This is a genomic window from Blautia wexlerae DSM 19850 (genome assembly GCF_025148125.1).
Classification (GTDB): Bacteria; Bacillota; Clostridia; order Lachnospirales; family Lachnospiraceae; genus Blautia_A; species Blautia_A wexlerae.
Map to the genome: position 1 here is coordinate 277,778 of NZ_CP102267.1, position 23,400 is coordinate 301,177.

23 protein-coding genes and 3 pseudogenes are annotated in these 23,400 nt (G+C 40.4%); 14 read left to right on the plus strand and 12 right to left on the minus strand.

Annotation, left to right across the window (positions count from 1 at the left end):
* The first annotated feature begins 9 nt into the window (after positions 1-9).
* Positions 10-1,002, plus strand: coding sequence for an ABC transporter permease (locus NQ550_RS01190; protein WP_025580651.1), 993 nt, complete (start codon positions 10-12; stop codon positions 1,000-1,002).
* Between the two features lie 78 nt (positions 1,003-1,080).
* Here the strand turns inward: NQ550_RS01190 and NQ550_RS01195 are convergent, their stop codons facing one another.
* A complete protein-coding gene (locus NQ550_RS01195; protein WP_025580649.1) occupies positions 1,081-2,091 on the minus strand; it encodes a fibronectin type III domain-containing protein in 1,011 nt (336 codons plus the stop codon).
* A 170-nt stretch (positions 2,092-2,261) separates the two neighbouring features.
* On the minus strand, positions 2,262-2,540 hold the full coding sequence (locus NQ550_RS01200; protein ID WP_008707065.1) for a type II toxin-antitoxin system HicB family antitoxin: 279 nt from the start codon (positions 2,538-2,540) through the stop codon (positions 2,262-2,264).
* A gap of 151 nt (positions 2,541-2,691) precedes the next feature.
* Between NQ550_RS01200 and NQ550_RS01205 the strand changes: the two genes are divergently transcribed.
* Positions 2,692-3,498: a DNA-3-methyladenine glycosylase family protein gene (locus tag NQ550_RS01205; protein ID WP_025580648.1), complete on the plus strand. Its 807-nt coding sequence runs from the start codon at positions 2,692-2,694 to the stop codon at positions 3,496-3,498.
* 95 nt (positions 3,499-3,593) lie between these two features.
* On the opposite strand, the pseudogene NQ550_RS22345 reads toward NQ550_RS01205, so the two are convergent.
* Positions 3,594-3,998: pseudogene (locus NQ550_RS22345) on the minus strand (DUF6783 domain-containing protein).
* Here NQ550_RS22345 and NQ550_RS22350 point away from each other — a divergent pair.
* Positions 3,957-4,055 (plus strand): annotated as a pseudogene (locus NQ550_RS22350) (DUF6783 domain-containing protein); the annotation flags it as partial. The pseudogenes NQ550_RS22345 and NQ550_RS22350 sit on opposite strands and share 42 nt — an antisense overlap.
* 80 nt (positions 4,056-4,135) lie before the next feature.
* On the opposite strand, the gene NQ550_RS01215 reads toward NQ550_RS22350, so the two are convergent.
* Positions 4,136-4,783 carry an endonuclease III domain-containing protein gene (locus NQ550_RS01215; RefSeq protein ID WP_025579857.1) on the minus strand — a complete coding sequence of 216 codons (648 nt, stop codon included), beginning with the start codon at positions 4,781-4,783 and terminating at the stop codon, positions 4,136-4,138.
* Between the two features lie 378 nt (positions 4,784-5,161).
* Between NQ550_RS01215 and NQ550_RS01220 the strand changes: the two genes are divergently transcribed.
* A complete protein-coding gene (locus NQ550_RS01220; protein ID WP_008707060.1) occupies positions 5,162-6,373 on the plus strand; it encodes an MBL fold metallo-hydrolase in 1,212 nt (403 codons plus the stop codon).
* A 182-nt stretch (positions 6,374-6,555) separates the two neighbouring features.
* Here the strand turns inward: NQ550_RS01220 and NQ550_RS01225 are convergent, their stop codons facing one another.
* From NQ550_RS01225 to NQ550_RS01260, 8 genes are all read right to left on the minus strand, one after another.
* The gene (locus tag NQ550_RS01225; protein ID WP_025579859.1) at positions 6,556-8,823 is read right to left on the minus strand and encodes a glycogen/starch/alpha-glucan phosphorylase; all 2,268 of its coding nucleotides are present in this window, start codon (positions 8,821-8,823) and stop codon (positions 6,556-6,558) included.
* Between the two features lie 170 nt (positions 8,824-8,993).
* Positions 8,994-9,881, minus strand: a complete 888-nt coding sequence (locus NQ550_RS01230; RefSeq protein WP_020993272.1) for an AraC family transcriptional regulator — start codon at positions 9,879-9,881, stop codon at positions 8,994-8,996.
* An 18-nt stretch (positions 9,882-9,899) separates the two neighbouring features.
* Positions 9,900-10,730, minus strand: a complete 831-nt coding sequence (locus NQ550_RS01235) for an ATP-binding protein (protein ID WP_025579860.1) — start codon at positions 10,728-10,730, stop codon at positions 9,900-9,902.
* Entirely contained in the window at positions 10,727-11,503 is a 777-nt protein-coding gene (locus NQ550_RS01240; RefSeq protein WP_259839008.1) for a hypothetical protein, read from the minus strand. The genes NQ550_RS01235 and NQ550_RS01240 overlap by 4 nt, the downstream gene beginning before the upstream one ends.
* A gap of 141 nt (positions 11,504-11,644) precedes the next feature.
* Complete coding sequence (locus NQ550_RS01245) at positions 11,645-12,475, minus strand: LytR/AlgR family response regulator transcription factor (RefSeq protein WP_259839010.1); 831 nt, start codon at positions 12,473-12,475, stop codon at positions 11,645-11,647.
* A gap of 458 nt (positions 12,476-12,933) precedes the next feature.
* Entirely contained in the window at positions 12,934-14,523 is a 1,590-nt protein-coding gene (locus NQ550_RS01250) for an AAA family ATPase (RefSeq protein WP_025579865.1), read from the minus strand.
* A gap of 215 nt (positions 14,524-14,738) precedes the next feature.
* Positions 14,739-15,035, minus strand: a complete 297-nt coding sequence (locus NQ550_RS01255; RefSeq protein WP_008707048.1) for a type II toxin-antitoxin system RelE/ParE family toxin — start codon at positions 15,033-15,035, stop codon at positions 14,739-14,741.
* Positions 15,032-15,418 carry an AbrB family transcriptional regulator gene (locus tag NQ550_RS01260; RefSeq protein WP_044996646.1) on the minus strand — a complete coding sequence of 129 codons (387 nt, stop codon included), beginning with the start codon at positions 15,416-15,418 and terminating at the stop codon, positions 15,032-15,034. Before NQ550_RS01260 ends, NQ550_RS01255 begins: the two co-directional genes overlap by 4 nt.
* A gap of 327 nt (positions 15,419-15,745) precedes the next feature.
* Between NQ550_RS01260 and NQ550_RS01265 the strand changes: the two genes are divergently transcribed.
* The 10 genes and pseudogenes from NQ550_RS01265 (at position 15,746) to NQ550_RS01310 (ending at position 23,218) form a co-directional block, all read left to right on the plus strand.
* On the plus strand, positions 15,746-16,729 hold the full coding sequence (locus NQ550_RS01265; protein ID WP_025579870.1) for a DUF3878 family protein: 984 nt from the start codon (positions 15,746-15,748) through the stop codon (positions 16,727-16,729).
* Positions 16,730-16,823: 94 nt separating this feature from the next.
* Positions 16,824-17,627, plus strand: coding sequence for an HD domain-containing protein (locus NQ550_RS01270; protein WP_025579872.1), 804 nt, complete (start codon positions 16,824-16,826; stop codon positions 17,625-17,627).
* A complete protein-coding gene (locus NQ550_RS01275) occupies positions 17,602-18,189 on the plus strand; it encodes a M48 family metallopeptidase (protein ID WP_025579874.1) in 588 nt (195 codons plus the stop codon). The genes NQ550_RS01270 and NQ550_RS01275 overlap by 26 nt, the downstream gene beginning before the upstream one ends.
* A 90-nt stretch (positions 18,190-18,279) precedes the next feature.
* Positions 18,280-18,996: a helix-turn-helix domain-containing protein gene (locus tag NQ550_RS01280; protein ID WP_081026406.1), complete on the plus strand. Its 717-nt coding sequence runs from the start codon at positions 18,280-18,282 to the stop codon at positions 18,994-18,996.
* Between the two features lie 108 nt (positions 18,997-19,104).
* A pseudogene (locus tag NQ550_RS01285) lies at positions 19,105-20,331 on the plus strand (endonuclease Q family protein); the annotation flags it as partial.
* A gap of 69 nt (positions 20,332-20,400) precedes the next feature.
* Positions 20,401-20,859, plus strand: coding sequence for a metallophosphoesterase family protein (locus NQ550_RS01290; RefSeq protein ID WP_025579879.1), 459 nt, complete (start codon positions 20,401-20,403; stop codon positions 20,857-20,859).
* A gap of 65 nt (positions 20,860-20,924) precedes the next feature.
* Positions 20,925-21,356 carry a hypothetical protein gene (locus tag NQ550_RS01295; protein WP_172730342.1) on the plus strand — a complete coding sequence of 144 codons (432 nt, stop codon included), beginning with the start codon at positions 20,925-20,927 and terminating at the stop codon, positions 21,354-21,356.
* Between the two features lie 317 nt (positions 21,357-21,673).
* Positions 21,674-22,141, plus strand: coding sequence for a hypothetical protein (locus tag NQ550_RS01300; RefSeq protein WP_020993270.1), 468 nt, complete (start codon positions 21,674-21,676; stop codon positions 22,139-22,141).
* Between the two features lie 19 nt (positions 22,142-22,160).
* Positions 22,161-22,529 carry a CidA/LrgA family protein gene (locus tag NQ550_RS01305; protein ID WP_020993269.1) on the plus strand — a complete coding sequence of 123 codons (369 nt, stop codon included), beginning with the start codon at positions 22,161-22,163 and terminating at the stop codon, positions 22,527-22,529.
* A complete protein-coding gene (locus NQ550_RS01310) occupies positions 22,526-23,218 on the plus strand; it encodes an LrgB family protein (RefSeq protein ID WP_022380929.1) in 693 nt (230 codons plus the stop codon). The genes NQ550_RS01305 and NQ550_RS01310 overlap by 4 nt, the downstream gene beginning before the upstream one ends.
* The last annotated feature ends 182 nt before the right edge of the window (positions 23,219-23,400 follow it).

Consider the following 23,400-nt stretch of genomic DNA (forward strand, 5'->3'; position numbering starts at 1 on the left):
TCTCGTATCATGAACAGTTTAAAGAAATTTATAAAATCTACAGCAGGAATGGTATTTATCGTAACCGTTCTTGTTGGAATTGCAGTACATATAGCAACAGGAAACTTTTTTACATCTTATAACATCAGTACACTCTCAAGAGCTGCTTCTTTTGCCATTATTGTTGGTTTTGGACAGACAATTGTACTTCTCACAGGAGGAATCGACCTTTCTGTAGCAACTATTGGTCAGGTTTGTGGTATGGCAAGTGCAATTTTTATGGTAAATTATGGAATGAATCCATATCTTGCTATTATCATTGCCAGCCTGATGGGTATCGTTCTTGGTGCGGTAAACGGTTTCTTTATTGCTTATTTTAAAATGACACCATTTATCGTAACTTTGGCAACTATGCAGATTTATAAAGGTATTGTATACGTTATCACGAAAGGTATGCCAATCACAGGTATGCCGGAAAATGCACAGAACCTCGCGAACGGAATTATCGGTGGAGTACTTCCTAAGATTGTTGTTATGATGATCCTGATTTGTGTGATCCTTACAGTCATGCTTAACAGAACAAAGTTCGGACGTCATATCTACGCACTTGGCGGCAACCGTAAATGTGCAAAGATTGTAGGTATCCCTACAGAAAAAGTAGAAATGTTAGTATACTGCCTGAGTGGTCTTCTCGCTGCATTTGCAGGTGTTATGATGGCATGTAAGCTTGCTTCTTTTCAGGCAAGTATTGGTGAAAGCTGGCAGATGGATTCCATCACAGCAGCAGTACTTGGTGGTACTTCCATGGCAGGTGGTATCGGAACTGTTGTCGGAACTATCTTTGGTGGTCTCTTAAGCAGTGTTATCAGTACATGTATTACATTGCTGAGAATCTCTTCCTACTGGCAGACAATCGTTACAGGTGCAGTTGTACTGATCGCTGTACTCATTGACGCAGTAAAAGATAATCCTGCAATTCAGGAAAAAATTCAGAGAAAACGCAGAAGCAAAGGAAAAAATTAAGATGCGTAGTTACGCAGCGAAATTTAAATTACAGAGAAGAAAAAGGCAGTCGGTTTAAATTTCCGACTGCCTTTTGTGTTAACGTCCGGAGAGAGACATGGTATATGCGTTTGCAGCTGATTTCCAGGTTTTACCTCCGGCTCTTTTGTTTGCAATAACTTTAATTCCGTACTTGACGTTTTTTGTCATATTGGTAAGGGTAAAGGAAGTAGATGTTGTTGTTCTTACTTTTTTGTAGGAGCCGGTTCCAGGGTATTTTATGTAAACAGCGTAGTTATTTGCACCTGCAACTTTATTCCATTTTACTTTCATGGTACTGTTGGTGTTTCCGGCTTTCTGAAGAACGATTCCCATGGAAATATATCTGGTGGTCGGTGTTGTGGTTACGTAACGTTTGTTATTCAGAAGAAGGTAAGGATAAATTCTTACCTGATAAAAGGTGTTTTTGTTTAACGGCAGGGTAAAGGACGGTCTGCTATAGTATTTGGTGATAAGTTTGTGAGTGGCAGAACTCTGATATATAACTTTGTAACCTGAGATAGAGTTTGCCGGATTTACAGTATTCATATTAAAGGTATAACCACCTGCGGATGCGTAAGAGGTTTTGACAGTTACGCGGGAGTAAAGGGTTGTGCATCCGGCGATGCGTGATGAAATCGATGTTCCGGATGAAGTTAAAGCTGTAATCCTTACTTTGTAGGCTGAGCCTGCTTTTAATTTGTTGATCCTTGCTTTGTTGCGGCTATTGTCAAAGTAACCAAGCAGTTTGTAGGAACCAGAACTGAAAGGACTGATACTGATTGCGTATTTTGCAGCGTTTGTAACCGGAGTCCACTGGACAGTCACAGAACTTTCAGAAGCGGCAATCTGTGCGATTCCAGCCTGAGAGGTAAGATAAGAAGCACCTGTAGCCTGCGCGTCGGAATCATCAACAGAAGGGGTATCCGTTTGTTCCTGAGATAATTCAGCAGACTGTTCGACCGGCATAAGCTGTGCAGTTGCTGCAAAAGCTGTAGCTGCGGTTGAGAATGTAAGAACTGCGCTGAGAGCGATGCTTGCAAAGAACTTTTTAAAACTTTTTGCTTTCATAGTAAAACCTCCTTTTTTGAAGTGCAAAGCGAGATAAAAAATCGTTTTGCAGATAGTACGCCGGAGCATGCCATCTGAGCAGCTTTAAATAATAAAAAAGCTCCGTTAATGTTTGATTTATTGTAACATAACGGAGCTGAATTTCTGTAATTTGTCGTTGCGGGTAGTGGTTACTCATCCCATCCGTCATACATACGGATATTGACCTGAATATTTCTTACAATATCTCCCTCCAGCAGATCCAGATCGGATTCATCGGAAATTGCAGGGAGATCCATTTCATCTTCCATTACTTCTGCATAAATCCAGTTATAAGCAGCCTCGTTTGCATTATCGATCGCATCGTCGAGAGTGTCGCCTTCAGCTTCACAACAGGCAAGATCCGGAAAAAATGCTTTATATCTGCCTTCTTCATTTTTGCGGAAAACCGCAGGATATATAAATTTCATTGGTAAGAACCCCTTTCTGCTTTACGTTTATACTTAGAATAGTATATAATACATTCATATATTCATCAAGAAAAAAAAGAGTTATTAGTAACGTTACTGAGAACGGGGTGAACAGTAACATTGGTAACAGAAGGATAAGGGGTTATATAGTATGCTGACAATAGAAATGGATAATTTTGACCTGGGGCAGATCTGCAGATCCGGGCAGTGCTTTCGGATGGATCAGATCGGTGATGACCGTTACCGGGTGATTGCGGGAGATAAATATCTGGAACTGACTCAGGAGAGAGGAATTGTCAATTTCTTTTGTCCGGAAGAAGATTTCATTTTCTTCTGGATCCGGTATTTTGATCTGGATTGTGATTACAGTGAATATATAAACATGATCAATCCAAGGGATAAATATCTGACAGCAGCAGGAGAGATGGGAAGCGGAATCCGCATTCTGCAGCAGGATCTGTGGGAGATGATTATTTCATTCCTGATCTCTCAACAGAATAATATTACAAGAATAAAGAAGTGTATTGAAAATATCAGCCGGGAATTTGGAGTAAGAAAAACAAGCAGCACAGGTGCAGAATATTATGCGTTTCCGACTGCAGAGGCACTGGCTTTGGCAACGGAAGAACAGCTTCGGGAGTGCAATCTGGGATACAGAGCAAAATATGTTCTGGATACAGCCAGAAAAGTCTGTTTCGGAGATATTTCACTTGACAGTCTGCATGATATGACTTATAAAGCTGCACGAAAAGAACTTCTGGGACTGTACGGAGTTGGTGAGAAAGTAGCTGACTGTATCTGTCTTTTCGGATTGCATCAGCTGGATGCATTTCCTGTAGATACTCACATCCGCCAGGCATTGGATGCCCATTATAAACGGGGATTTCCAAACAGACGTTATAAGGGCTGCCGGGGCGTGATGCAGCAGTATATATTTTATTATGAACTGATGAAGTAACAATTCTGCAGATAACGATGGAATAGTTATTTGATGAAGGTCAGAAAATAAAGAGGAGGAATGTTATTATGGAAATCGGAGCAATGTTAGACGAATTAAGAGAAAAAGCATTGAAAGACCGTAACATCTGGCAGGAACTGATGGACACCAGAAAGGCAGAACAGCCGCTTGCCGCTTTCTGCGCGAAGTGCCGGGAACTGGGATATCAGATTTATGAGATGGATCTGATCACAGCTGGAGAAGAATTTTATGCTACCATGCGAAGAAGTACTAACGGTGGAGGTGAAAATTCTCCGAAGCTTGCAGGGGAAGACGATTTCTATGAACTTTTCTTCGCAAGCCTTGAGGAGCACATTTAGGCAAATAAGAAAGTCCTCATCTGCTGAGCTAGAGTGTGTCTGAAAAATCATTCCCGCAATCTGCACGCCCCACTTTGCGGGATATTTCACCCGAATTCAGTTGCCGTAGTCCACTACGGCGCCCTCATCCGGGCAAAATATCCCACAAATTGTGACGCACATCTTGCAGAAAGCCTTTTTCAGACACGCTCTAGTTAAAGAAACACAGAGATGGGGATTTTCTTTGGGATAATGTGTATAATGGTATAGATTATTTTGGTTATATGTGTATAAAGTAATTATTCCTGGCTGTCTACACCATTTTTTTCACAGATATCATTCAGACAGCACCTGTCACAGTAAGGTTTAGTGCGTGCTGTACAGACATCGCGGCCATGATTGACCAGGCGGTGACAGAGATCATTGCCTTCTTCGGGCGGAATGATCTTCCATAAAGCCATTTCTACTTTCTTAGGTTCTTTCATATTATCGACCAGACCGATGCGGTTGGAGAGACGGATGCAATGGGTATCTGTCACGATCGCCGGTTTGCCGAATACATCTCCCATAATCAGATTGGCACTCTTTCTTCCAACTCCGGGAAGCTTCAGCAGAGCATCAAAATCCCCGGGAACATTGTCATGATACTGTTCGTGGAGGATTTTCATGCAGGCACTGATATCTCTTGCTTTACTCTTACCCAGACCACAGGGACGTACGATTGCTTCGATATCTGCAACATCTGCATTTGCAAGAGCTTCTACAGTAGGAAACTTTGCATACAGATCCTGTACAACTACATTTACTCTTGCATCTGTACACTGTGCAGCCAGACGCACACTTACCAGTAATTTCCATGCATTATCATAATCCAGAGTGCAGTCTGCATCAGGATATTCCTTTTTTAACCGTTCAATGACCTCGAGAGCCAGTTCCTGTTTTGTCATAAGTGTTCTATCTCCATTCTGCTGATATTTTATATTTGTTTTTCCTCAGGTGTATTTGAAAAATCATTCTCACAAATCATGACACACATCTTGCGAAAAACATTTTTCAAACACGTTCTTTTATTTCAGATGAGTTACTGTTTACTCTGTTCTCAGTAACGCAGCCAAAATTCATTCCAGATTGCCTGCGGCAATGGGATTTTGGCTTGTATGTCTCGGGATTTTGGCATATTTATGCTAAAACACCTCGCAGAATAGTGATATGTGAACAGTAACCAGTAATCATACGACACTATAATAACACAAACAACACCCTCTTGCATTTCCAATTTCCCTATATTAAAATAAAACTAACCATTGTAAACAAGAGGGAAAAGAATGAAGGTACGAATGTATAATGTAGGTTTCGGAGACTGCTTCTGTCTCCGGGACAGAAAGAAGAGTCTGCTGGTAGATTTCGGAACAAATAACAGCAGGATAGAGGGGCGCCCCAGAAGAGAAATATTTGATGTGATCATCTCAGATCTGTCTACGATCAAGAGTAAAAATCTGCTCCTGACACATTTTCATATGGATCATCTGTCAGGGCTTCTTTATATGATGAAGAAAAAAGATATTTCTGTTGACTTTGGGAAAATTTATCTTCCCGATGTTTTTTCAAAAAAAGAAATGAGCAGAACACTGGTGCTGCTGCTTCTGGCAGATTTGTTAAAAGAATCCGGATTGCCAAGCCGTCAGGTCAGCCTGTTTGCACTGGTGGATGCACTTCTGGAGAATAAACAGAACGTGGAACTGTTAAGCAGGGGAAAACTGTTTGAAAACAAATATCAGGCACTCTGGCCGGATACAGATGTAATCCGGAAGGAGACGGACGAAGTCTATAACAGAATCTGTGAAGACGGGAAATTTAAAGAAGTAATGGATGTCCTGCTTGAATTTGCAGAGAAACTGAGACTGATCGTATGGTCTATGACTGCTGAAGGCAATAAACCGGCGGAAACTGTGGAAAAAGAAACAGATTTAACAGCATCTGAGCTGACAGAACAGCCGGAGGTTCGTCAGAAAATTATCCGGGCATATGTGTATGAGCGTGAATTTCGCAGAATCAAAGCACTTCCTGATTTTAAGAAACTGCTGGCATGGCTGAATGAGAATCAGATAAATCTGCGGCAGTTCAAGCATAAGATCAGTATTGTGTTCCAGAATGCCAGAGACGGAGAATTAAATCTTTTGTTTACCGGGGATGCACAGCCTGAGCATCTGAAAATGATCGCAGAGAATTATGATGGAAAATTGCCATTATACGAACATTACTGGTGTATCAAGGTGCCCCATCATGGAACACAGGGACATTATTTTGATTTCTCTCAGTATGAACCTGAAAATATGCTAATCTCTAATGGAATCCATTTTGCCAACAGCAAGAAAGAGTCAAAAGAACTCCGTACCTCACCGCTTTATGGAGGATTGTTCTATATTCCGGATACCCATATGTACTGTTCAAACTGTGACTGCTGTGACAGTTACGAGAACGGATGCTCCTGCAAGGAGGCGGATGTTATATCTCCAGCTTATTACAAGGATATATAAAGCGGTATATTTTGCTCGAATTCGGTTGCCGTAGTTATAGTCTGATTTGATTAAAATTAACATAGTGAGAGATTTTTATGACCTGATAAATATAAAACAGCAGACATCTGTATATTCCATTGAATATACAATGCCTGCTGTTTGCTTTTTACAGAATTTATATGATCATAAATTTTATTGGATTATTTTGCCGGTGTCAGGTGCCAGATATCGTTGTTGTACTGCTCGATAGTTCTGTCAGAAGAGAAGAATCCGGCTTTTGCAATATTAACCAGCATCTTCTTTGCCCATGTTTTTCTGTCTGCGTAATCAGCCAGTGCCTGATCTTTTTTCTCAACATAATCGTTGAAGTCAAGCAGTGTCATAAACCAGTCTTTGCTTACCAGTTCGTGGTGCAGTCTTTCCAGATTTTCTTTGTGGCCAAGTGCCAGCATCTTTTCGCTTACGATGAAGTCAACACATTCTTTGATGCGTTTGTCATTTTCATAAATATCTCTGGAGCAGTAGTCTGCTTTCTCATAATGTTCGATAACTTTCTCACTGGATTCACCGAAGATATAGATGTTATCTTTGCCAACCAGTTCGCTGATTTCAACGTTAGCGCCATCCATAGTTCCCAGAGTAACAGCACCGTTCAGCATGAACTTCATGTTACCTGTACCACTTGCCTCTTTGGAAGCCAGGGAGATCTGCTCGGAAATATCGCATGCAGGGAATAATTTCTCAGCTGCAGATACATTATAGTTCTCAACCATAACAAGCTTCATGTATGGTGCAACTTCCGGATCATCTTTGATAAGATCCTGAAGTGTGAGCAGAAGATGAATGATATCCTTTGCGATCACATAAGCAGGAGCTGCTTTTGCACCGAAGATAAAGGTTACAGGCTGAGATGGTTTTTTGCCACCCTTAATCTCCAGATATTTGCTGATGATGTACAGAGCATTTAACTGCTGGCGTTTGTACTCATGGAGACGTTTGATCTGGATATCATAGATGCTGTTCTCATTAATTTCAACACCTGTGTTAGAGAGGATAAATTCTTTACAGGTTTTCTTAGCTTCTGTTTTGATCTCAAGAAGCTTGTTCAGAACTGCCTCATCATCCTTATATTTCAGGAGATTTTCCAGAGCAGTTGCATTTGTTTTAAACTCATCACCGATCAGAGAGGTAATATAGTCTGTCAGCGGATGATTGCAGTGCATTAACCAGCGGCGGAATGTGATACCGTTAGTTTTGTTGTTGAATTTCTCCGGATAAATATCATAGAAAGCTTTCAGCTCGCTTGTTTTCAGGATTTCTGTATGCAGGGCAGCAACACCGTTGATGGAGAATCCATAGTGGATATCCATATGTGCCATGTGAACCAGGTTGTTCTTGTCGATGATGGCTACATTTTCCTGAGGATATTTTGCTTTGATCTTTTCATCCAGCTTTTCGATGATTGGTACAAGGTGAGGAACTACATCAAGAAGGTAGTCCATTGGCCATTTTTCCAGAGCCTCTGCAAGGATGGTATGGTTTGTGTAAGCACATACTTTGGATACGATTTCAGCAGCTTCATCAAAGGCGATTCCACGTTCTGTCAGGAGACGGATCAGTTCAGGAATGATCATACTTGGGTGAGTATCGTTGATCTGGATCACTGCGTAGTCTGCAAGGTCATGCAGGTTGCAGCCTTTCTTTGTTGCCTCGTCAAGAATGAACTGTGCAGCATTGGATACCATGAAGTACTGCTGGAAGATACGGAGTTTACGTCCGTCATCATCGCTGTCATCCGGATACAGGAACAGTGTCAGGTTGTGAAGGATGTCCTTTTTGTTAAAGGAAATTCCATCGTGAACCATAGATTCGTCTGCCAGATCGATGTCAAATAAGTGCAGATGAATGGATTTGTTATTGTAGCCTGCAACGTCGATATCGTACAGGGAAGATTTCAGTGAGAATCCGCGGAACGGTACAGTATAGGAAACACCTGCAGGTGTGAGCCAGCTGTGTTTTTCAATCCATGGGTTCGGAGTTTCTTTCTGAAGTCTGTTCTCAAAGAGCTGTTTGAACAGTCCGAGGTGATAGTTCAGACCAATACCTTCGCCCGGAAGTCCCAGAGTTGCGATAGAATCCAGGAAGCATGCTGCCAGACGTCCAAGACCGCCGTTACCAAGAGATGGTTCCGGTTCAACTTCTTCGATAGCAGCGATTTCTTTGCCGTTTTCTTTTAAGAATTTAGCAACATCATCGTAGATTCCAAGGTTGATCAGGTTGTTGGATAATAATTTACCGATCAGGAATTCAGCGGAAATATAATAAATCTTCTTCTTTCCGTCCTGATAGCCTCTTTCGAAGAGCTGGTTCTTTGTATAGATTAATAATGCATTGTAGATTTCTTCGTCTGTGCACTGACGTGCGTTTTTCTTATACAGGTCGTAGATGAGTTTTTCTAAAGTTTCCATCGTAATCTCCCTTTCTGAAATGAATATGTGTTTTTTTATGAGTTAGATTGCTTATTTTTTAGTTTTGAATAGTGTATTGTTTTTGATTTATATCAGGAAGAGAAGTTCTCTTGCTGACATCTATAACTATATCAGCAGTCTATTAAAAAAAATACAACAAAATTGCGATTTTATGACAGGTTTCTGCGAAATTTGTGAGGAGACATTCCGGTTGCCTGCTGGAACTTTTTGATGAAATAGCTGGTGTTGTTGAAGCCTACTTCCAGTGCGATCTCTGTGACAGAGGAGTCGGAGTGCAGAAGCATAGGCTTGGCTTTCTCAATGCGCAGGTCATTGATATAGGCAATCAGAGTCTTACCGGTATATTGCTTGAACAGTTTCATAAAGTAGTATTCGCTGTAATTAGAGAGAGCAGTGAGCTCTGCTGCGGTCAGCGGCTGTGAATAATTGAGGTTAATGTAGTCCAGGATCTTTTTAATAGAAGCAAGACTTTTGTTCTCATCCTTATCTGCGGGAGTGATGTAATTTCCCATGAGCATTTCGTAGAAAAAGCTGAAGAACAGAGCCTTTAATTTTACGAAATAATATGGCTTTTTTTCTTTATGGCAGGAATGGATCCTGTCAAAAAGCAGGCAGATATTCCCATAATTGTCATCAGATCTGGAAATAATATGGGTAAATTCCGCCTGATTATCCATCAACAGGGAAATGACACGTTCCTGACATAAATCTCCTGCCGGGCCTGACAGGAAGTTCAGGTCAAAAACAATACTACGGAAATAAAGGATATTCTTCAGATCTGTTTTTATGCCATGGAGAACTCCACGGTTCACAATGATCAGGTCACCGGCCTTGACGCGGAGGATCTCTTTGTTCAGACGGACCAGCCCGCTGCCGGATTCAATATAGATCAGTTCCATTTCGTCATGCCAGTGGTTGTAGAGGGAATGGAAGATTTCGCAGTTGTCTGTATAAGTTTCTATGGGAAGTTCAAAGGAGCCGTGAGAGCTTCGTTCTTTCAGGGTATCATCTACTTCGATTGTGGGAGTAACTGGCATGGAAAGCGCCTCCTTTTTTCAGAGATTTTTTATCTGTAGTAAGACAATGGAATCAAAAGTATTATTATGGTCGATCCACTGATAGGAGCCATTATACTTCTGGCAGATATCTTCAATAATAGAAAGCCCATATCCATGAGCCCCCGGTTCTGATTTCGTAGTCTTATGTGTAAAAGTCTGCATCGGGTTCTTGGTATTGTGCATATACACAGTCAGAAATCCGTTGGAAATGTTTGCAGACAGCCGGATTTCAGGATCAGGATTGCCGGAAGCGCTACAAGCTTCGATAGCGTTGTCCAGAAGATTAAAAAATATACTGCTCAGGTCAGTCGTATTAATGGAAATCTTTTCCGGTAAAAGGATCTCGTAGGATATCTGGATATGTTCCTGTTCTGCACGAAGCCGTTTCTCTTCCAGGATTGCCTGTAACAGGTTATTCTGACAGTAAGGATGAAAACGCTTTTTCTGAAAAGTCTGATTCAGATTTCTGATCGCAGTATCAGCCTGCTCATATTCTCCCTGTTCCAGAAATATCTGGAAATCCTGAAGTCCCTGTACAGTTTTGACCTGAAAATCCCGAGTATCCTGTCTGCGGATCTGAAGACTGTAATCCTGTTCCTGTTTTAACTGTTTCTGTTTTTGAAGAAAAGCCAGTTCCATTTCAGCATTGGATTTCTTTAACACATCAGAAAGAACGCAGTATAAAAGGATACAGATAAGGACCATAAATACTGCCAGGATCAGAAACATATGATCAATTTTTTCTGTATAAATTGTAGACAGAAAATATAGCAGCTGGAATACAAAGAGGAAGAGGAATAAAGGAATCAATTTAAAGTTCTTTTTCATGACTGCTCCTCCTCTGGTTGTTTTTCTTTTGGGCTGCAATTGAGCCTGGACAGAACAGAAGCGGTATATGTTTCTGCTTCCTTATATTTTTTCATATCCATCAGATACATGACAGACATGATGTGATTCTCAATATCATGATTCCATTTCCGGAGACCGGCATATTCATTACTTAACTGAACGGAATCGTTTATCTGCTTTTTCATCAACTCAATTTCCATTTTTTTCTGTAAATATTCTCTGTGCTGCTGGGCTAAAGAACGAACTGCACGCAGAAACAGCAGATAACTTCCGATGCATATGATCCAGTAAATGATGCTCAGAGCCAGAACTGCTTCGGGCTTTTTCTGAAGGAAAATTATAACATTGAGAAAAACCGGAGCGACCAGTGGCAGTAACAGTTGTAAAAAGGTGAGTATTTTCAAATAATCTATACACTGTCGCAGGATTTCTGATATTTTCCAGAGAAGAAACAGGCCAAGCAGGATGTTGGAGAGTTCGATAACGAAATATTCTGCAGGTGAACAGCTGGATATCAGGTTGTGCGGAGTATAGGTATTGGTCGGTATAAAAAGATTATGAAGTGCAATGAAAACACTGGTACATAAAATTTCCGGACAGATTATCAGCAGCTGGAAAATAAAATAAACGGCTAATTTTTTCATAAAAGATGCCTGGAATAAAAAAAGTGTTACAAGAAATGTTGTAAGCTGAAATACGATTGTAATTCCATTATGCTGTGATTCACGTTTGATCCAAAATAACAGTGCCATAAATACTGACAGACACAAAAACAGCGGGAGTGAGATCTTGTGTTTGCTTGGCAGGATCCTGCAGCAAAAGTAAAGCAGTCCAAAACACAGATAAAGGCTGGATAGAATACACAAGAATAGATTGATCATATGACTGCTCATTTACTGCACCTCCCTGTGACCGGCAAGCATCATGAAAGCAAACGCGTCCTTAAACTGCTGGTAATAAGATCTGCTGACAGGGATCTCTGTATTATCAGAAAGTATAATGCCCTTATGACTGTAAGTACGTACAGCATGAAGATTAACGGCAAAGCTGTTATGGCAGAGATAGAAATCTGGTTTCATTCTTTCTGTAAGAGCTGTCAGTCTTTCTTTTGTTGTATATGTTCCTGTTCTGGTATAGATCGTGGTCTGCCTCAGATTTCGTTCCAGATAAAGAATATCGGAGCAGAGCACCTGATAATTGCGTGAATTTCCGGAGAAATACAGATATCGTGTATGCAATTTCTGAAGCTTCTGGCACGCTGCTCTTAGAGCCAGAGGGAGATATTTTTCCATCTGTTGTTTATGGATAAAGTAGGCATGTTCTGTCTCATATACTGCGGTAGCATATTGCAGATACTGGCTGATAAAAATAATCTGAGTGTCCGGGCTGATATGGTTGATCTTTTCTGCAAGTGAGATGCCATTTACAGTGTCAGAACCAAGATCAATATCTGTCAGTACAATGGAATAAGGGCATCCATTTTCAGCAGCAGCCAGGAGAAATTCATCACCGGATGTGAAATGCGTTATTTCAAAAGCTCCCGGAGGATACTTTTGCAGAATAGTATGTATTATTTCATAATGTGAAGGGTTGTCTTCGCAGATTGCAAGTTTCAAAATTGGATTAAGCTCCTTTGGATTAAAGTGGTTGTAGTTTCTTATGTCAGTGACAATATCTGTCGGATATGCCAGATGGATAAAATGAACTGTATTTCCAATAATCATACTATAAAAAATAACGGGATGCAATTTGTCTGTGAGGAAGATTGGAAAAAATTGGTTAAATATGTAGTGAAATATAGTTGTTTGTGTGAATGCATGCGATTTCGGGAGTCTGTGTGATACAATCAGGATATGGAAACAAAGAAGCGATTTTAAAGATTTTGTACGTGAAAAAAATTATTATTCCTGGTACTTTCAAGCGCTGAATATAGAATATATGTGAAAGCGGTATTGTTTCCATGGGAGAAGAAAAATATTATAAGAATGACTGTCTGAAAATCATTATGGACATATATAAAGTGATTGGAAGTATCAGGAAACTTCTGGTAATAATACAAATGGCGAAGGAATAGACAGAGAGTGGGAATGGGTTAGCTTACAAGAGCTTCCCATTCCTGCTTTTCTTTTTTCGTATAGATAATCGGTAAGATGTTCTCCGTAAAGGACAATCAGCCCCTTTATTATTTCTCAGAGTATTTTTCGATTACACAATTATGTGTTTTTTGCTTCTTATCATAAGAAATTCCAACAAGTAAAATATTGTCAGTATAATTTGCAACAGCCTCAGGGTACTGCCTGTTTTTTATCTGCCGGATTGCGGTTTGGGCATTTTGATTCCATTTTAACTCAACAACAAGTGCAGGGTAATCTCTGGAATATTCTGGCTTTGGAAGGTAGACAAAATCTGCAAAACCTCTGCCTGCAGGAAATTCACGTATAGGTTTAAAATAATACCGCATAGTGCTGAGATAACCGATGGACAGAATGCTGCTGAGGGAGTTTTCGTTGTTGTACTGAATAGCTGAAGCGTATTCATTGTGTATTTTTTCAATGGATCTGGCCACAGTGTCTGTGTCCATGTCCAGAGTGGCATCCAGCAACTCTGAGGATTCCTGCTGGAATGTCAGAAATTCATTCCATTTCTTTCGTTTAACAGCTTTGGCAAGTTCCTGACGGATTTCTTCGTTTGGAACAAATGCAGAATGAGTGTCCTGATCATAACCCAGATATCCCAGATGGATCAGGCAGGTAAGAATATCATCTCTGCAGGTAAAGTTCACCATATCATTCTGGAAAGTCGTAGGATCGATTTCTACGGAATTACCGGACAACATTTCTATAATGGCAGTTTTGAGTCCGTCAAAATCCATATTGATCAGAGGCACAATTGCTTCGTAGGTTCCGGTATCCGACCAGTAGCTTTGGAATTTATTCCAGATCATTAATTCTACTACTGCTTTAGGATTGTATACCTGATATTGCTCCAGCAGATAACCGTCATACCAGTGCTTGGTTTTGGAGAAATCCCGGTGGTATTTTTCGCAGAGCATTCGTACTTCTTCCTCCGTAAAGCCAATATATCTGGAAAAGATCCTGGCGTCAGTCATTGTAAACTCCGCAAAATTGTTCAGAGCTGACTGTGTTTTGATTTTTTTGATTGGAAGAATCCCGGTGAGGTAAGCCAGTTGAATATATTTGGTAGGTTCAGAACCTTTGAACATACCGCGGAGAAAGTTGATGTATTCCTCTTGGACTACCAGGTCGGTAGAGGCATCTCGGATTAAAACATCCCATTCATCAATAATTACTACGAACTTTTGACCAGTGGCAGTGTTAATGCAGGACAGAGCCTCAGGCAGAGAGCTTATGGAGTCAGGCAGAATTTCAGGGTAATAATTTCTTAATTCCAGAATCGTTTTTTCAGTGATGTAGGAAACTACATTCTCCGGACCGCCGGCTGGTTCCATACACCATTGGATATCCAGATGGATTACATCATATCGATTCAGGTATTTCGTGAAATCAGGTGCCTGACCGATTTCCAGAGATGAGAACATTTCTTCGGAACTACAGCCTTTACAGTAATATGCGGTGAGCATATCGGCAGTGATGGATTTCCCGAACCTACGGGGGCGACTGTTGCATATGAATTTCGCGGTGGTATCCATAACTTTATTTGTATATGCCAGCAAACCGGTTTTATCTACATAGATTTCTGAATTCAGCGCAACCTGAAAAGCACTGTTTCCGGAATTTACAAATCGTCCCATGGAAATGATTCCTTTCTGTTCAGTGATTTTTATCATGTATACTGCTTGGTTTCTTTGTTCTATTGTAAAATGTTATATTCAGAATGTCAATGAGGTATGGGAAAGATATCAGACATCTGATACGGGAGCGCAGGAATAAATTTTGTCAATAGAATAATCCCCTGGAAGTACTGATTAACTTCCGGGGGATTATCTTGTGATACAAATATGTACTGTTATATAGTGCGTATATAACGTTTTAACTCTTCGTAAAAATTTTCTCTGGTTCCGGCCATGATAACGATGATTATCAAATCATCAAGCTGTCTCACCCGATATGCCAGTTCATAATTAGTTTTATTATAATAAATGTCATAACCGTACATTCCTGCCAGATCACCTGTCTTTTCTTCGCCGATGGAATAATCTTCACATATCATTTCAATAGCTTCTTTGTACAGAGATTTCAGCTTTTTATCTTTAAGTTTTTTCAGAAATTTTGCTGCAGGTGGAAGGATCTGTACCTGTGTCATTTTTCATCCTCCGTTCCGAAAACATCCTCTAAGGAGTATCCTCCTGATTTAGATTCTGCGACCCGGTCTGCTTCGGCAAGCATTGCTTCAACTGCTGGACGGATTTTTCGCTGTGTCTGTTTAAATTTCTCAAGTAATTCTTCACCGCTATATCCTTGTCTGATCAGATCGGCAAGAATCTGTTCGGCAAATTCACCACTGGTATTTTCTTTAACGGGGCGTAAAACCAGTTCGTTTCCACGCATGATACATTCTGCTTCCGTATTAAAACCCAGAAGCGTAAAAAATTTCTGCGGGATAGTAATCTGGCGTTTAGATGAAATACTGACTTTTTTTGATTCCATGGATGCGCTGCCTTTCAATGGGATTGTTGCTGTTGCCATTCGTGTATGCCTCCTTCCTATTTTATGTTTGTTTATTCTGTAATATACATACTGCTTGGTTTCTTTGTTCTTTGTTATATTGTAAAATATTATGTTTGGGATGTCAATTACAGAGAAGTAAAATCAGTTTCTTTATTGAATAGAAAAATTTTTCTATTTGGCAGAAAATATGATTAGTGATATCATAAAAATATATCTGTAAAATTGTGCAAATGTATCCTGCTTCTGCATTGCGGTAATTCCATGAAACGATGCAATGGATTCTTTTATCAAGTGTGTTAAACAGAATCGGCGAAAGACATTGTACAGAAACAGCAGGAGTTAAGGATGGAAGATATAATGGAAGACAATTTTGAAAAATTAAATCTGCTTCTGGAGCAGGAACAGTGTGAATTTGTGGATATTCCAGATGGTTTTACCGGACAGACGGAGAGTGGAGAATTACGACTGATCTATTTGATGAATGATGCGGTGGAGAGTTTTCTGGTTCTGAAAAATGCCAGGATGACGGGAAATTATGTCAGGGATTATGAAGGAGAGTTTGAGGGCTCTGTAGAGAAAGCGGACTGGGATTTATGTGAAGCAGAGTATATTCTGGTGATTCATCAGGGGCAGAATGTGTTTACTGTATTCTTTGAAGATATTTTGCTGGAAACACAGTTGTATAATTATGGAGAGCTGGGACATTTCTGGGTGAAGGGTTATGAAAATCTCAGGATAATGGAGTATCAGATTGCCATATTGCGTGATAAATATGAGTATCTGGGAGAAAAATATTGCACTGAGTATGAAGGAAAGCTGGCAATGCTGCGTGATTTCCCACCGTTAAATTATCTTTTTTATCCGGCAGTACCGGAGAAGTATATTGTTCCGGTGGACAATCCATGGGAGGTAACGGCGGAAGCACTGGCAGTTATGCAGGAACTGGCAACGGAAGCAGGAGATGAAAAACTGGGAAAAATGCTCAGGCGTTATGAAAAAAATTCGGATATATCAAATGCCAAAAAGATAGCCGGAATGCTTTGCAGGAGCAGTCATTTACCGGTGATTACTCTGCTGGGAGAAAAAATCAGGGAAGCAGCATCGGTCTATCCGGACAGAGATTTTGGCAGAAAACAGAATAAATATCTGCATGAACTGATGGAAAAAGCGGAACGAAGAAAAGAAGAATTGGAAGCAGAGAATGTTCAGACTCTGATCTACAGAGAAGAACCTTTCATTTATGACTGTGATTCCATATCGTTTCAGGTATATCTTATGATTGTGAGAAAAGGTGTATGGAAGCAGAAAATAATGGTTGAGAAAATATAATTCTTTGGATAAAGCCCTTATAATTTATGTGAAGTATATTGTAGTTGTTTTTGTGCAAAATAGTCCGAACAGGAATAAAGAAGGGATAATAATAATGGATAAATTATTAGACTTAACAAGAGACTTTGATGTAGCGAAAGCTACTTTTGAAGCATATCTGGATGAATATGACAGAGCGGATGATAAGATTCATCTGAAGATCGTACATACTTATGGAGTGGTTGATGCAGCAGAGGACATTGCCCGCCGTATGGGGCTGGGTGAGGAAGATGTACAGCTGGCGAAGGTAATCGGACTGCTCCATGATATTGGAAGATTTGAACAGATTAAACGATTTGACAGCTTTGAACCGGGAACCATGGAGCATGCAGCATATGGTGCACAGCTTCTGTTCGGACCGGAGAAAATGATCCGCAGATTTGTGAAGGATGACAGGTTTGACAGTCTGATCTGCACTGCGATTGAGAAGCACAGTGATTTCAAACTGGAAGGAATTACGGACGAGAGAACCCTGCTTCATGCAAAGTTAATCCGAGATGCAGACAAGCTGGATAATTGCAGGGTAAAGCTGGAAGAGTCAATGGAAACACTTCTGGGAGTGGATGAGAAGGGAGTAGGCGAAGGAGTAATCGCACCAAAGGTGTGGGAATCCTGTATGGCAAAGGAATCTGTATTATCTTCAGACCGGGTTTCGAAAGTGGATTACTGGATTTCCTATATTGCCCAGTATTATGACATCAATTTCCCGGAAACCTATGAGATCATGCGTGAACATGATTATGTGAAAAGGATCATGGACAGGGTTCCTTATGCATTATCGGAAACACAGGAAAAGATAGATATTCTGGCAGCAGAGATGGAGAAATATATGGATGAGAGAATTCGAAATAGAAAATAATCAGGAGAAATTCACCTGCGGAGAATTCGAATATCAGGTCATAAGAAGTGCCAGAAAAACCATGATTCTGGAGGTTCGCAGGGATGGAAACGTAATCGTTCGCGCACCTCTCCGTACAGGTCTGCCGAGGATCAAAAGATTTGTAAACCAGAAGCAGGACTGGGTTCTGGAATGCCTGGAACGGACAAAAGAATACCGGGAACAGAAGCCATTGAGTGCAGATCTGAGCGAGGCAAAACGAAATGTCTATATACGAAAAGCAAAAGAAACGATTACCAAAAGAACTTCATATTTTGCCAGACTCATGGGCGTTTCTTACCGCAATATCACCATCAGAGAACAGAAAACAAGATGGGGAAGCTGCAGCAGTGAGAAGAATCTGAACTTCAACTGGAAATTGATACTTGCACCACCGGAAGTACTGAATTATGTAGTAATACATGAACTCTGCCATCTGAAAGAAATGAACCATTCGAAGGCATTCTGGGATGAAGTTGAGAAAGTAATGCCAGAGTATGAGACGTATAAATTGTGGCTGAAAGAAAATGGATGGAGGCTATAAATGCAATAGAGTATTCCGAAAGAAAAACCACGCATTGCCGTAAAAAGAAAATTGTGATATGATAAAGAAAATATGACGTGGAGTAGGGATATGAATATTGCAATTAAAATAAAAGAATTAAGAGAAAGTGTCGGGATGACTCGTAAAGAGTTTGCAGAATATACGGGAATTCCAATTCGAACATTGGAAGATTGGGAAGCTGAAAGAAGAATTCCACCGGCATATGTTCCCAGATTATTAGCATATAAACTGAAATATGAAAAGATATTACAAAAAAATAGCCTGCAGAATAAAGATGTCAATTTTATAGAGGATGTTGATGGTTTAAAAATAGTGTTGATTAATGATATTAGATTTAAGTCAAGAAGAAAAATTGATTGGAATCAAATAGAAAATATATTAAAAGAACACATAGGAAAATACTATGAAATACTTGAAACATCTGAGGTTGTTTATATTGGAACAGATTTTCCGGATGAATTCAGCCATTCGATTGATACTAAAAATATTAAGGGAGCAAATGAAAAAGCAAAGGCGAATGCGATATTTGCAATAGATAAACTGATAAAGATAGCAAATAATAAAAGGGAATATCCGGACTTCAAAAATAAACATGGTAATAAGGCTAAACATGGGTGGTATCGATATGATACACATTTTGGAATACCAGTGTATGATAAAAATGGGATGTTGGAAAGGTATAACGTTTTTGGAGCCAGAATACTGATAAGATGTGATGAAAATGGTGATTTATATCTTTATGATATTGTCCGCATAAAAAAAGAAACGAGCAGGCCGCTTAGTTAAAACTGTACGGTTGTAAACTTCGTTTCTGTTAATATTCTATCTTGAAATTGATGGAATGTCAATAGTTTATATGTATTATAGTGATTAAAATATCAAGAGGAAATTTGAATGAAAACAATAGCTGATCTGCACATTCATTCCAGATTTTCCATGGCGACAAGCAAAGAGGGCACGCCTGAAAATCTGGATTTCTGGGCGAGAAAGAAAGGAATTTCACTGATTGGAACAGGTGATTTCACGCATCCGGTATGGAGAGAAGAACTGAAGGAGAGACTTGTTTCAGAGGGAAACGGCCTGTATCGCCTCAGAGATGCATCTGTAAAAGAAGAAAGCCGGAAGTTCCCGGGAGAAGGAACACGTTTTGTTGTCTCCGGGGAAATCAGTTCTATTTATAAGAAAAATGGAAAGACCAGAAAAGTACACAATGTAATCTTGCTTCCCAGTCTGGAGGCAGCAGATGCCATGGCACAGCGTCTGGAAAAAATTGGAAATATTCACTCAGATGGTCGTCCGATTCTTGGTCTGGACAGTCATGATCTTCTGGAAATGATGCTGGATGTATGCCCGGAAGGAATTCTGATTCCGGCTCATATCTGGACACCGCATTTCTCTGTATTAGGTGCGAAATCAGGATTTGATTCTGTAGAGGAATGTTTCGAGGAACTGGCACCGTATATACATGCACTGGAAACAGGGCTTTCCTCTGACCCGGCTATGAACTGGAGAATTTCCAAACTGGACCGCTATCAGCTTGTATCCAATTCAGATGCACATTCCCCATCTAAGCTGGGGCGCGAGGCGAATCTGTTGGATATTGACTGTTCCTATGAAGGACTTTATCGGGCAATCCAGACTGGCGAAGGGCTGGAAGGAACAGTAGAATTTTTTCCTGAAGAGGGGAAATATCATTTCGATGGTCACAGAAAATGCGGTGTATCATTAAGCCCGGTGGAAGCAGAACGGCTTGGAGGAATCTGCCCTGTCTGCGGAAAGAAGCTGACCATGGGTGTAGATCACAGAGTAGAACAGCTTGCAGACAGAGCGGAAGGTTTTGTGAAAAAAGATGGTAAGAAATATGAAAGCCTTGTACCTCTGCCGGAAGTGATCTCTACATGTATGGGCTATTCCACTGCAAGTAAGAAAGTGCAGGGGTGTTTTGAACAGATGATTCAGACACTGGGGACAGAATTCGACATTCTGCGAAATGTACCGTCAGAAGATATTAAATCCTGTGCAGGAGAACGGATTGCGGAAGGAATTGAAAATGTAAGAACCGGAAATGTGAAGAGAATTCCGGGGTATGATGGGGAATATGGAAAGATTGAATTGTTTGAGGAAAATTAAACATAGAATGATGAAATTATAAAACGGCCTATAAGAGAATGATTAGCGAGGAAATAGTGTATGAAGAAAATAGGGATTATTTCAGATACCCATGGCCTGCTCAGGCCGGAAATACTGGAAATTTTAAAAGGTTGCGACTGTATTATCCACGCAGGTGACGTAAACAAACCGGAAATTCTGGATACACTGCGTATGATGGGTTCTATTTATGTAGTCCGAGGAAATAACGATAAGGACTGGGCAGAGGGAATTGCGAAAACTTTACATTTCACCATAGAAGGCGTGAAATTTTTCATGACCCACAATAAAAAAGACGTAGACTGGGATTTAAAAGACACACAGGTGGTAATCTTCGGACACACCCATAAATATTTCGAAAAAATGATAGACAACCGCCTATGGCTTAACCCGGGAAGCTGCGGTCCCAGACGTTTCGACCAGGAAATCACCATGGCAGTAATGACAGTCGATAATGGAACTTATCAGTGGGAAAAGGTTGCCATGATTCCTGAAAAGTAAACAGAAGACAAAGTAGATTGGTCAGGAGGGAAGAAAAAATACACAGTAATGAAAGTGGTGATAATATGCACAAGTGGAATGAGATTACAGATGAGAATTCGCTGAAGGAATTTATGGAAAGAGTGTCGTTTTTCCATGATAGCTGTATCAAAGATATGCATTATCTGAGCGGAGCATATGTTAATGAAAACCTGGATATGTATCCTGTAAACGATCGCAGGATTCTGAGAGTAATAATACAACGGCAGTATGAAGAAGATTCAATGATTGAAATGGAATTTCAGGGATTAAAATACTTAAAGTTATTTCCGGCAGACGAACGCTATTCATGCGAAATACTCGATTCCAATATAATTCTGAAAGAGGATTGTATCATCTGGAGCGACTGCGAAGATAAAATAGAGCTGGAAGATGGAGACACAGGAACTTTGGTATGTGCATCTAAACTTCGATGGCGTTCGATTTTCGGATATATGGGAGAGAAGAATTATTGGTAGGTGTGCCCTGTCCCACATTTCTTTTGACCCAAGGGGTGTGTAACAGCACAGTCTCTACTTCAATAATCCTTTGGATAAAGCCTTTATAATTTATGTAAAGTATATCGTATTTATTCTTTTTCGTAAAGAAGTCTGGATGGAAGTTCTGCTTACCACAGTATAATATATAGAAGAAAAAGTTTTTGTAGAAAAGAATCAGGATTCTGTAAAAACTTTTTTTTTACGCAGAAACAACCTTGCAATTTGTGATGAATACGCTATAATAAAAAAACGTAATGAACCAAGATTGGTTAGACCAATATAAAGGAGTTGAATATTTGAAAAATAAAAAAGAACGAGACTGGAAGTTTATCATCGGTATGATTGTTCTGCTCGCCATTTTTGCTGTAATGGGAGGTGCTTTCTGGAATATGGTAGGAAAGCAGGCACAGATGGTCAGGGAGGAAGAGCAGAAAGAGGAAGCAAATGCTATTTCTGCAATCTATATCGAGACAGGAGAATTTCTGAAGACCGGAGTTTTTGTGGATCTGAACAATGGAACTATTTTCAGCGCAGACATACCGGCAGAGGGCATTTACAATAAAAAAGGAAAATTAATTTCCGATGATGTATTGGAAAATGGGGATAAAGTAAAGATATACGGCGATGGGATCATGCTGGAATCTTTCCCGGGACAGTATCCGGGCGTGACAAAGATCCAGAGAACCGGTCGAGCATCTCTCGAGGAAACTCAGGAGTACGAAGATCAGGTAACTGGAATGATGAAGCCTGTAGCCGTTCAGTAAGGATTAGAGGAGACTGAAAATGAAATACGTAAGACAATTCTGGATTATTTTACTGATATCCGCAATGGGAGAGGCATTACATGTTCTGATCCCGCTTCCTGTACCTGCAAGTGTGTACGGACTGGTGATCATGCTGATCGCACTGGGAACACACATTATCAGGCTGGAACAGGTCAAAGAAGCAGCTGAATTTCTCATAGAGATCATGCCGGTTATGTTTATTCCGGCAGGTGTCGGATTACTGACAGCCTGGGGCATACTGAAACCGGTATGTGTGCCGATCATTCTGATCACAGTGATCACCACAGTTGTGGTAATGATTGTGACAGGTCGTGTCACACAGGCAGTTATTCGTATGGACAGAAAGAAAGGACAGAAAAGATCATGACACAATTTATGAGTAATTCCCTGTTTTTTGGTGCAGCGATCAGTCTGATCGCATATGAGGCAGGACTTCTTTTGAAAAGAAAATTTAAGATGGCAATTTTTAATCCACTTCTGATTGCGATCATTGCAGTAATAGCGGTGCTTTGTTTACTGCATATTGATTATGACACCTATAATCAGAGCGGTCAGTATATCAGCTACCTGCTCACACCTGCAACGGTCTGCCTGGCAGTTCCGCTGTATCAGCAGATGGAACTTCTGAAAAAGAATCTGAAAGCTGTAATCATTGGAATTGTTTCCGGTGTGCTTGCCAGTCTGGTCAGTGTGCTGATCCTTGCAAAGCTGTTCAGCCTGAGTCATGAACAGTATGTAACACTTCTTCCGAAGTCTATTACAACTGCCATCGGAATGGGCGTTTCTGAAGAACTTGGAGGCATTGTGACTATTACGGTTGCAGTTATTATTATTACCGGTGTTCTTGGAAATATGATCGCAGAGACTGTGATCAAACTTGCGCGTATTGAAGAACCAATCGCTAAGGGCCTGGCACTTGGAACCTCTGCCCATGCTATCGGTACTGCAAAGGCAATGGAGCTGGGAGAAATAGAAGGTGCCATGAGCAGCCTTGCGATTGCGGTTGCAGGTCTGCTGACAGTTGTAGGTGCGTCTGTGTTTGCTCAGTTTATGTAAGAGCAGTAGTGATTGCCTGATAAATTGTTTTTGGCAATATCGAATATGTCTGTTGACTTTAACATTATTTATACAAGAGAACTGTTGTGTCAGATGAGCAGAGGCGCTGACATAACAGTTCTTTTTTATTAAAAAAACAAATGTTCGATAAACCTCTTCCATTTTTTATAAGAGTGTGGTAT

What these genes read in the sequence shown, in the direction of transcription:
- NQ550_RS01245 (WP_259839010.1), bottom strand. Translation starts at nt 12,475, where the DNA reads ATGATTATTGGAAATACAGTTCATTTTATCCATCTGGCATATCCGACA.
- NQ550_RS01240 (WP_259839008.1), bottom strand. Translation starts at nt 11,503, where the DNA reads ATGGCACTGTTATTTTGGATCAAACGTGAATCACAGCATAATGGAATT.
- NQ550_RS01260 (WP_044996646.1), bottom strand. Translation starts at nt 15,418, where the DNA reads ATGGCAACAGCAACAATCCCATTGAAAGGCAGCGCATCCATGGAATCA.
- NQ550_RS01250 (WP_025579865.1), bottom strand. Translation starts at nt 14,523, where the DNA reads ATGGGACGATTTGTAAATTCCGGAAACAGTGCTTTTCAGGTTGCGCTG.
- NQ550_RS01225 (WP_025579859.1), bottom strand. Translation starts at nt 8,823, where the DNA reads ATGGAAACTTTAGAAAAACTCATCTACGACCTGTATAAGAAAAACGCA.
- NQ550_RS01275 (WP_025579874.1), top strand. Translation starts at nt 17,602, where the DNA reads ATGAGAGAATTCGAAATAGAAAATAATCAGGAGAAATTCACCTGCGGA.
- NQ550_RS01310 (WP_022380929.1), top strand. Translation starts at nt 22,526, where the DNA reads ATGACACAATTTATGAGTAATTCCCTGTTTTTTGGTGCAGCGATCAGT.
- NQ550_RS01220 (WP_008707060.1), top strand. Translation starts at nt 5,162, where the DNA reads ATGAAGGTACGAATGTATAATGTAGGTTTCGGAGACTGCTTCTGTCTC.
- NQ550_RS01190 (WP_025580651.1), top strand. Translation starts at nt 10, where the DNA reads ATGAACAGTTTAAAGAAATTTATAAAATCTACAGCAGGAATGGTATTT.
- NQ550_RS01200 (WP_008707065.1), bottom strand. Translation starts at nt 2,540, where the DNA reads ATGAAATTTATATATCCTGCGGTTTTCCGCAAAAATGAAGAAGGCAGA.
- NQ550_RS01235 (WP_025579860.1), bottom strand. Translation starts at nt 10,730, where the DNA reads ATGAAAAAGAACTTTAAATTGATTCCTTTATTCCTCTTCCTCTTTGTA.
- NQ550_RS01230 (WP_020993272.1), bottom strand. Translation starts at nt 9,881, where the DNA reads ATGCCAGTTACTCCCACAATCGAAGTAGATGATACCCTGAAAGAACGA.
- NQ550_RS01205 (WP_025580648.1), top strand. Translation starts at nt 2,692, where the DNA reads ATGCTGACAATAGAAATGGATAATTTTGACCTGGGGCAGATCTGCAGA.
- NQ550_RS01305 (WP_020993269.1), top strand. Translation starts at nt 22,161, where the DNA reads ATGAAATACGTAAGACAATTCTGGATTATTTTACTGATATCCGCAATG.
- NQ550_RS01270 (WP_025579872.1), top strand. Translation starts at nt 16,824, where the DNA reads ATGGATAAATTATTAGACTTAACAAGAGACTTTGATGTAGCGAAAGCT.
- NQ550_RS01255 (WP_008707048.1), bottom strand. Translation starts at nt 15,035, where the DNA reads ATGACACAGGTACAGATCCTTCCACCTGCAGCAAAATTTCTGAAAAAA.
- NQ550_RS01265 (WP_025579870.1), top strand. Translation starts at nt 15,746, where the DNA reads ATGGAAGATATAATGGAAGACAATTTTGAAAAATTAAATCTGCTTCTG.
- NQ550_RS01215 (WP_025579857.1), bottom strand. Translation starts at nt 4,783, where the DNA reads ATGACAAAACAGGAACTGGCTCTCGAGGTCATTGAACGGTTAAAAAAG.
- NQ550_RS01290 (WP_025579879.1), top strand. Translation starts at nt 20,401, where the DNA reads ATGAAGAAAATAGGGATTATTTCAGATACCCATGGCCTGCTCAGGCCG.
- NQ550_RS01195 (WP_025580649.1), bottom strand. Translation starts at nt 2,091, where the DNA reads ATGAAAGCAAAAAGTTTTAAAAAGTTCTTTGCAAGCATCGCTCTCAGC.
- NQ550_RS01280 (WP_081026406.1), top strand. Translation starts at nt 18,280, where the DNA reads ATGAATATTGCAATTAAAATAAAAGAATTAAGAGAAAGTGTCGGGATG.
- NQ550_RS01295 (WP_172730342.1), top strand. Translation starts at nt 20,925, where the DNA reads ATGCACAAGTGGAATGAGATTACAGATGAGAATTCGCTGAAGGAATTT.